Source organism: Peribacillus sp. NPDC058002 (assembly GCF_042886655.1).
Taxonomy (GTDB): Bacteria; Bacillota; Bacilli; order Bacillales; family DSM-1321; genus Peribacillus; species Peribacillus aracenensis.
The window spans coordinates 1-7,184 of record NZ_JBHVQU010000184.1; the positions used below are offsets into that span (position 1 = coordinate 1).

Consider the following 7,184-nt stretch of genomic DNA (forward strand, 5'->3'; position numbering starts at 1 on the left):
AGCATCGCCTTCAAGTTAGTGACGGATTGACTGAGAATAATGATGTTTGGTTAGGCTGAATGAACAATGGTTTGTATGTCTTTATCCACTGAGGAAAATTGAATATTCGTTCTAATTAATCGATATTGTTCAGTGATAGGTGATTTGGGGTTAGTCTGTGCAATCAAATTCACCTGTTTTTTATCTTTACTTCTCAAAAATCCCGCTTCCTTTCATACTGCTTCTTATCCGGATTATCCTTTATTATGTACTTGTGTAATCTTTTGAATTGATCCAAGGATGGGTAATTCTAGGAGTCTCTCAATATCATCCTCGTCCTTGATCGTATTGTCCATATACTCAAGTAGGAATGCCAAGCCGACTCCAGCCATCAATCCGACCACCACCGCAATTACGATATTCAAGACTGGATTAGGTTTTACTGGTGTAGGATTCTCCTTAATTTCTGCCTTGGCTAGTACGCTAACATTGTCGACGTTCATGATATCCTTGATTTCCTTTTGGAACGTTTCAGAAATCGTGTTTGCTATTTCTACAGCCTGTGACGGATTACTGTCTTGAACCGTTAATGAAAAGACTTGTGAATTTTCTTGGCTGTTAATCGTGATTTTTTCACTTAGTTGTTCTACACTTTGGTCTAATTCAAGCTTAGCTATGACCTTCTCCAAAATGGCAGGGCTTTTTATGATTACACTGTATGTATTGATCATGTCGATATTAGATCGTATTTGAGTCGAGTCCAATTGGTTCTCCGATTGCTTCTGGTTAACCAGGATTTGTGTCGAAGATTGATAAACGGGTGTTAATAAGAAATAAGAAATCGTTCCACTAATCAGAGCGGCAATTAATGTCAGCAGCATGATTAGCTTCCAACGTTTCTTTAATGTTTTAAAAATATCTGTAATACTAATAGTTTCTTCCATTTCATCCTCCTGATATGTTAAAAATGACCTATTGCATTATACCATAATATTACCTATATATATGTATTTTCAAGGAAATTTACTTGAATTTTACAACGAAAGAATTCTTTTCAAACACAAGAGTAATTTTACAAAAAAGAGAATGGCAATACAAAGGAAATAATTACTAAATTCGAAATATAGCATTAAACATGTATATTTAACCCATTTTCCAGAATATTCGGGACTTAAATTTCAATAAACTTAATTATACACCAAATCCCAATCTATCCCATAAGATTTATCAATATTAAAATATTTTCTTGAAAATAACCTAACTAATTGCCTACTCATATAGGAAAATTCGTTTATATGTATAATTGTGTCAAGTATTTTAGTGCCTAGTTATCATTAAAAGTGAAAGGAAAATGTGTAAACTGAAAGTGATAGTTTCAATCAGTAAATAATTTTCATATTAATGGTTAGGTGTGGTCAGAATGATAGGTTACCGAGTTAAGTCGCTTAGGGAAGAAAGGAAAATGTCAATTAGTGAACTCTCCGCAAAATCCGGCGTTGCCAAATCCTATATAAGCTCATTGGAAAGAAACCTTCAAACAAACCCTACTATTTTAGTTTTGGAAAAGATCGCTAGAATCCTTTGTATTAAAGTGGATGCTCTGTTGAATGAACAAGCAGGCAAGAGCATGGATGAAGAGTGGATGGAAATCATGCAGGATGTTATGGGGTCTGGCATATCGAAAGAGGAAATGCGCGAATTTATTCAAGATAGAAAGTGATGTCTATAAGGATGAGACACTTTGAAACCGCTTTCCTTTCGCTTCTTAAGAAAAGCCCAATAGGGAAAAGGTGGAAATCCCCACTTTTTCCCTTTTATTACTGCTTAAAATATTCCTTCATCACCTCGAACCATATGTAATGCCCTTGGTCATTGGGATGGATGTTATCATTAGTCAATATGTCAGCCAATCTCATATTCTTTTTACTTAGCTTCTTTTCTATCTCTTCTTTACTATTCATATAAGTCCATTTATTGAATTTGATGACCTGCTCAGAAGCTTGAATATAATCCAAATAATTCAATCCTAAACTATTCTCTGTTTTACTATTGGCAACCGGATTTGGTGAAATGATAAGAACCTTTGTATTTGGCAGCTCTTTCTGTAACTTTGTCATGATGCTTTCCAAATCTTTTTCCGTCTGTTCCAAGCTAAGTGATTGATAATGATTATTTATCAACGAGTTTTCAAAAATAATCAGATCGGGATCATCTTGTATCACTGCTTCAATTTTCCTACCTTTCAGCAAATCCTCTGTTGAATACCCCTCATGCCCATGATTAATGAAACGTAATGTTTCCAGATCATCACGATCAGCTCGCAAACTCTTTTCTAAAAGCCCTGCCCAACTCTTAGAAGTATTACTTGCACCGGTTCCTGAAGTACCATTACTTCCCACTAGGGATACAATAACCTTATCTTGCGTAAGCGACTTATAATGCAGGTAATCTATTAACGGCTGCTTTTTATTATTTTCCGGTTTTAAACTTTGTATCAATGCATCCCTTTCTTCTGTTTCCTTTTCTTTTGCTTTTGCTGCAGCTTCTCTAGCCTCTATCCCTGCTGTCTGGCTTATGTTTTTCCAATGCAGATGGCCAAACACCACTACTGCTAAGCAAAATCCTGCGATAATGATTAAACCATATTTCCTCATCTTTACCTCCCATATTTGAACATTAATGACTGACATGGAAGTCTTATAAAATAGAGTAAATTCTTATTAGAGTACTGTTACCTAAACTCTATTTCACTTTATTAGGTTATTTTTCTCTCATTAATTATATCCATCAAATTTTAAACGATAAAGAATATTTTCCCAATTTCTTCCGACATTAGTCGACATTGTAATATACCATCTTCGCCTTTTGAGGTGTGTTCAATATGGTAGGTGAAAATGAAAGGAATTTTTTTAAAGGACTTTTTTTTGGTACATCTTTGAGCATACCGTTATGGATTTCTTTTTGGGGATGGGTAAAATTGATCATTAATAGTTTATTTTAGAGCCCTAGGGCTCTTTTTATTTTGGTGTAGTCAATATTACTTAGATTTAAGATGATCACTTAATTTTTATAGATTGTTCTCTATAACTTTAGTAAAATGAGAATGATAATTACTATCAATTAAGGAGAATGGCTGTTATGGGTGTACCTTTATTAAAAGAAGAACTTCCGGTTGTTAATAAAATCTGGTCGCGTGATTTTATTATGATTTTCTTGGCTAACTTTTTTGTTTTTTTATCCTTTCAGATGACTTCCCCTACCCTTCCGCTTTTTGTAAAGGAGCTTGGCGGAAATGAACGGTATATTGGGTTAGTTGCTGGCATGTTTTTATTTTCTGCCCTGATTGTCCGCCCTTTTGCTGGACAGGCCTTGGAAACAAAAGGAAGACGTTTTGTTTTCTTGTTCGGTTTAGCCCTTTTGGCAGTTGCAATTGGTTCGTTTGGATATATGATGAGTATTTACCTTCTTTGCGCCATGAGGATTGTACAAGGGATTGGCTGGGGATATGCGACCACGGCTTCAGGTACGATTGCCTCCGATCTTATCCCTGCAAGGCGTCGGGGTGAGGGAATGGGATACTTCACTTTATCGGGGAATTTGGCGATGGCTTTTGGTCCTTCATTGGGGCTTTTCTTGACGGATGTTTTAAACTTTCAACATTTGTTTTTATTTTGCGGTGTATTAATTCTTGCAGCTTGGATCATGGCTTCAACAATTACGTATAAAAAAGTAGAACATGCTCCTTCCCCAGCTAAAACTAATAGGTTTGACATTTATGAAAAAAGCGCTGTTGCTCCGTCCGTGCTTGTTTTTTTCATTACGGTGACTTTTGGCGGGACTACTACCTTCTTACCGCTTTATACAATCGAAAAAGGTCTGACAGGTATTCAAGGATACTTTTTTCTTTACGCTCTAGCTCTTATTTTCACACGTATGTTTGCTGGAAAGATCTATGATCAAAAAGGACATCAAACTGTCTTCATTCCGTCCACTCTTTTTATCATAGTGGCGATGCTATTGCTAGCCTGGATGCCAAGTAACATGATTCTGTATATAGCGGCTATTTTTTATGGCATTGGATTCGGTGCTGTCCAACCGGCTCTTCAAGCGTGGTCTCTTGAACACGCTGCCCGAAACCGAAAAGGGATGGCCAATGCCACTTTCTATTCCTTTTTTGATCTTGGTATCGGTTTCGGTGCCATCCTCTTCGGACAAATTGGCTATCTTTTCGGATATATAAGCATTTACATAATGGCAGCAGTCTCTGTGGGGATTTCAATATTGGCTTACCTATGGATTTTAAGAAAAATGAAGTAATTATAAATTAAGGGACATCTTTGTGGATGTTCTTTTTTTGAAAGGCTCTTTTAGTAAAGATTGTTGTTATTAAAACGAAACTATTTAAGGTTGATTGGAGCGGAAGTGCGAGACTCCTGCGGGAGCAGCGGGACAGGTGAGACCCAACAGGCGTTTACGCCGTGGAGGCTCACCGCCGCCCCGCGGAAAGCGAGCATCTGGAGGGGAAATCAACCACATCACATTACTTGGTAAATGGCAACAAAGTATTCGAAAACAGCCTATTGTAAACAGAAGTGATTTTGCAGAACAGTTTATCGCATTTGCCTCAGCACATTTTTTAACCCCATGTAAAGTATGTTATGGTTTTATTTGTTTTAAGTAATGTTATTGTATTCCCTGTTTCCTTCTCTCTATTTCGTTGTATGATAGAAAAAAAAGGAGTTTTGGGAATGATTATTCTGCAGTATTTTGGAAAAGTTTTTTCATTCATGCATAAGGATATACCGGAAACTCATGTTAAGTGCCATGTTTGTGCAGGTACAGGTGCTTACGATATTTATACAGATTGTCTTACCTGTAATGCAAAGGGATTGATTAGTAAAGTTGAGTATAATAGGAGGCTTGAAGAGGGTGAGATTTAAAGAATTTCATGAGGTCGATATATGTAAACCAGAAGCAATATTGGCTATTGCTTCTTTTTTTTGTCCAAAAACGTGCCGTTTGCCCCTAACAAAGGAATTTTTCTCTAATTTGAATGTATGATTTAAATCATCACACATTCAAAAGACCACCAATTGGTGGCCTTATACCCTTTTTGTCTTAGGTTGACGTTCCATTCAGAACTATTAAGAAGCAGAAGATTGCTTTTCAGAAATAGTAAATTCACTCTCTTCCTCTAAAGGGTTATGTTCATTTTGGAAAATTATGTTTTGAATGTAGTCATAGGTATTTTTAGTATTGTGACCACTTGTGCACTCCATTAGTTTTGAAAACTGTGCAGTATGGAAAGGAGATTGCGGGTTATTGTAACTGTATACAATTTCAGAGTGCAAATCATTGAATGTCTCTACTATGCCGCCAAAAGCAATCTCTTTCTGGAGAATGTTAGGCGCTCCATATTCCACTTCTGCCAAAGCTTTGTCTTCCCAATAGAAGATAACATTACTTCCACCTGCAAACGCATAAAAAGTAATGGAAGAATAATCGGATATGACAACTTTACTGCTCAATAGAGCATCCTTTATGTCTCCTATATAAAACGATTCTTCGTATTTATCATAAATATCTGGGAACTGTTCTTGAAGTATGATTCTTGATTTAGGATGGAGTATGACATTAATTTTTTTATCTTTATAGAACTTCTCTTTTCGAATCAATTCCAAGAATGAAAAATACCGGTCTAAATAACTTCCAGCTTCAATGCTTCCTGTGAGGTCCCATGGTCGCCATGTAAGCATGAATGTAATTTGATTTTTTTCACTTTGTTGTTCCTGGACATATAAATCAATATTAGGCAGCCCTGTTACCATCAATTCTTTTTCCGTATAACCTGTATTATTAAGGAATAAGTTTTTCTCGAAATCGGAATTTACGAGCATGTAATCAGGTGCAATCGGCACTTTACGGTTAAAGTAACCACGTTCGAAAATATTGGTCGCCATACATGGTCCATGCTGCAACATTATTTTTTTATCAGTTGAAAGAACCTTTTTCTTAATTAAGTAATCGTTATCGTACAATCGGCGTTGTATATGTCCCACAAGATCGGAAGATTGAAAACTTCTAGCTAAAAAGATGTGATAGAAAGCAAGAAAGCTATTTTTCTCAACAAGGGCTCTGCCGTATTGTTGCTTAAGATTTTGATATTCGGGGTGGCCTTTTTCCAATATATAAACGCAGGAATCCCCCATCTTGAATGCATATTTAAACAGTTCAAAGGCAGATTCCGAAGCCCCTGCACTGAACTTTTCAAAATAGATATCGTATTTTTTTTTGTTTAGTGAAAAAAGGCTAATCAAATAAGCAAATCTTTCTTTTATTATAATGCTTTTGGCCATTATACTTGTCAATACGATAACGTATTGACCTGTTATAGACTTTCGGATAAAAAGTTCACTATTCATCTGCCCCAAACGATAGGAACGGGTGTTATACAGATAATGATTTTTATCGTATATGTGCTTAGAGTCTGATTTAAAATTATACCAATAACTATGATCAGCGTGACTGAGTTTGATAAAAATAGGCGTATTAATCTCGCTAGTGTTTACATAATGTTGATAAATTTCCTTCATTGGCACGAAAGACCAGTAAGTATGAATGAGTATGGATATCTTCCCTGTCTTCATTGCAAATTTCTCTCTTATTTTGACTGGAAAGAGAAAATGCACTTTAAAATTTACGCTTTTATCGTAACCGAACGATAAATATACTTCTTTGAACGAATAATTTCTGACACGCATGACCCCAACAAATAAGAAGCGAAAGAATAAAAGGAATACTAAACCTTTGAAAAACGGGGCTTTCTCTATTTTATCCAGCGTTTTGTCTATCTGCAGATTTTTTTGGCGTGTTTTCACGAAGGAAAGTTTGCAGTTCGTGTCTACGAAGAAAATGATTCTTTCATCCTCTAATTTCCCCTCTTTATTAACATAACCTTTCGTTAACGTGATTGTTTGTAATATTGTCATTGGTTCATATTCTGAGAGAGTAACCGTATTGTTCGTTTCCTTACTATACACGAAATACTTCATATTGTATTTCCTTTTTTTACTAATACTCTTTGTGCCATTGAAAAGGCAATAGCCATCCGATAAAATAGGAATTCCATTTTCAAGATGACCATAAATTGTTTCTTGTTTCAATTCTTTCCCCCCATGTTTTCTGGAACTTTTTATCTTTCGACA

At 35.8% G+C, this 7,184-nt stretch carries 6 protein-coding genes; 3 read left to right on the forward strand and 3 right to left on the reverse strand.

What is annotated here, in order from left to right:
* Positions 1–233 precede the first annotated feature (233 nt).
* Positions 234–923, reverse strand: coding sequence for a YveK family protein (locus tag ACFVSH_RS20835; RefSeq protein ID WP_387707616.1), 690 nt, complete (start codon positions 921–923; stop codon positions 234–236).
* A gap of 476 nt (positions 924–1,399) precedes the next feature.
* Here ACFVSH_RS20835 and ACFVSH_RS20840 point away from each other — a divergent pair, with 476 nt between their 5' ends.
* Positions 1,400–1,699: a helix-turn-helix domain-containing protein gene (locus ACFVSH_RS20840; protein WP_387707618.1), complete on the forward strand. Its 300-nt coding sequence runs from the start codon at positions 1,400–1,402 to the stop codon at positions 1,697–1,699.
* Between the two features lie 97 nt (positions 1,700–1,796).
* Here the strand turns inward: ACFVSH_RS20840 and ACFVSH_RS20845 are convergent, their stop codons facing one another.
* Positions 1,797–2,633, reverse strand: coding sequence for an SGNH/GDSL hydrolase family protein (locus tag ACFVSH_RS20845; RefSeq protein ID WP_387707620.1), 837 nt, complete (start codon positions 2,631–2,633; stop codon positions 1,797–1,799).
* A 484-nt stretch (positions 2,634–3,117) separates the two neighbouring features.
* Here ACFVSH_RS20845 and ACFVSH_RS20850 point away from each other — a divergent pair, with 484 nt between their 5' ends.
* Positions 3,118–4,296 carry an MFS transporter gene (locus tag ACFVSH_RS20850; protein WP_387707622.1) on the forward strand — a complete coding sequence of 393 codons (1,179 nt, stop codon included), beginning with the start codon at positions 3,118–3,120 and terminating at the stop codon, positions 4,294–4,296.
* 431 nt (positions 4,297–4,727) lie between these two features.
* The gene (locus ACFVSH_RS20855; RefSeq protein WP_192205899.1) at positions 4,728–4,919 is read left to right on the forward strand and encodes a hypothetical protein; all 192 of its coding nucleotides are present in this window, start codon (positions 4,728–4,730) and stop codon (positions 4,917–4,919) included.
* Between the two features lie 204 nt (positions 4,920–5,123).
* Here ACFVSH_RS20855 and ACFVSH_RS20860 read toward each other — a convergent pair.
* Positions 5,124–7,184 (reverse strand): CDP-glycerol glycerophosphotransferase family protein (locus tag ACFVSH_RS20860; RefSeq protein ID WP_387707624.1); only part of this gene is annotated, 2,061 nt, incomplete at its 5' end.

Bases quoted from the DNA above. Each gene is read 5' to 3' on its own strand.
- ACFVSH_RS20855 (WP_192205899.1), top strand. From the start codon at position 4,728: ATGATTATTCTGCAGTATTTTGGAAAAGTTTTTTCATTCATGCATAAG.
- ACFVSH_RS20840 (WP_387707618.1), top strand. From the start codon at position 1,400: ATGATAGGTTACCGAGTTAAGTCGCTTAGGGAAGAAAGGAAAATGTCA.
- ACFVSH_RS20835 (WP_387707616.1), bottom strand. From the start codon at position 923: ATGGAAGAAACTATTAGTATTACAGATATTTTTAAAACATTAAAGAAA.
- ACFVSH_RS20850 (WP_387707622.1), top strand. From the start codon at position 3,118: ATGGGTGTACCTTTATTAAAAGAAGAACTTCCGGTTGTTAATAAAATC.
- ACFVSH_RS20845 (WP_387707620.1), bottom strand. From the start codon at position 2,633: ATGAGGAAATATGGTTTAATCATTATCGCAGGATTTTGCTTAGCAGTA.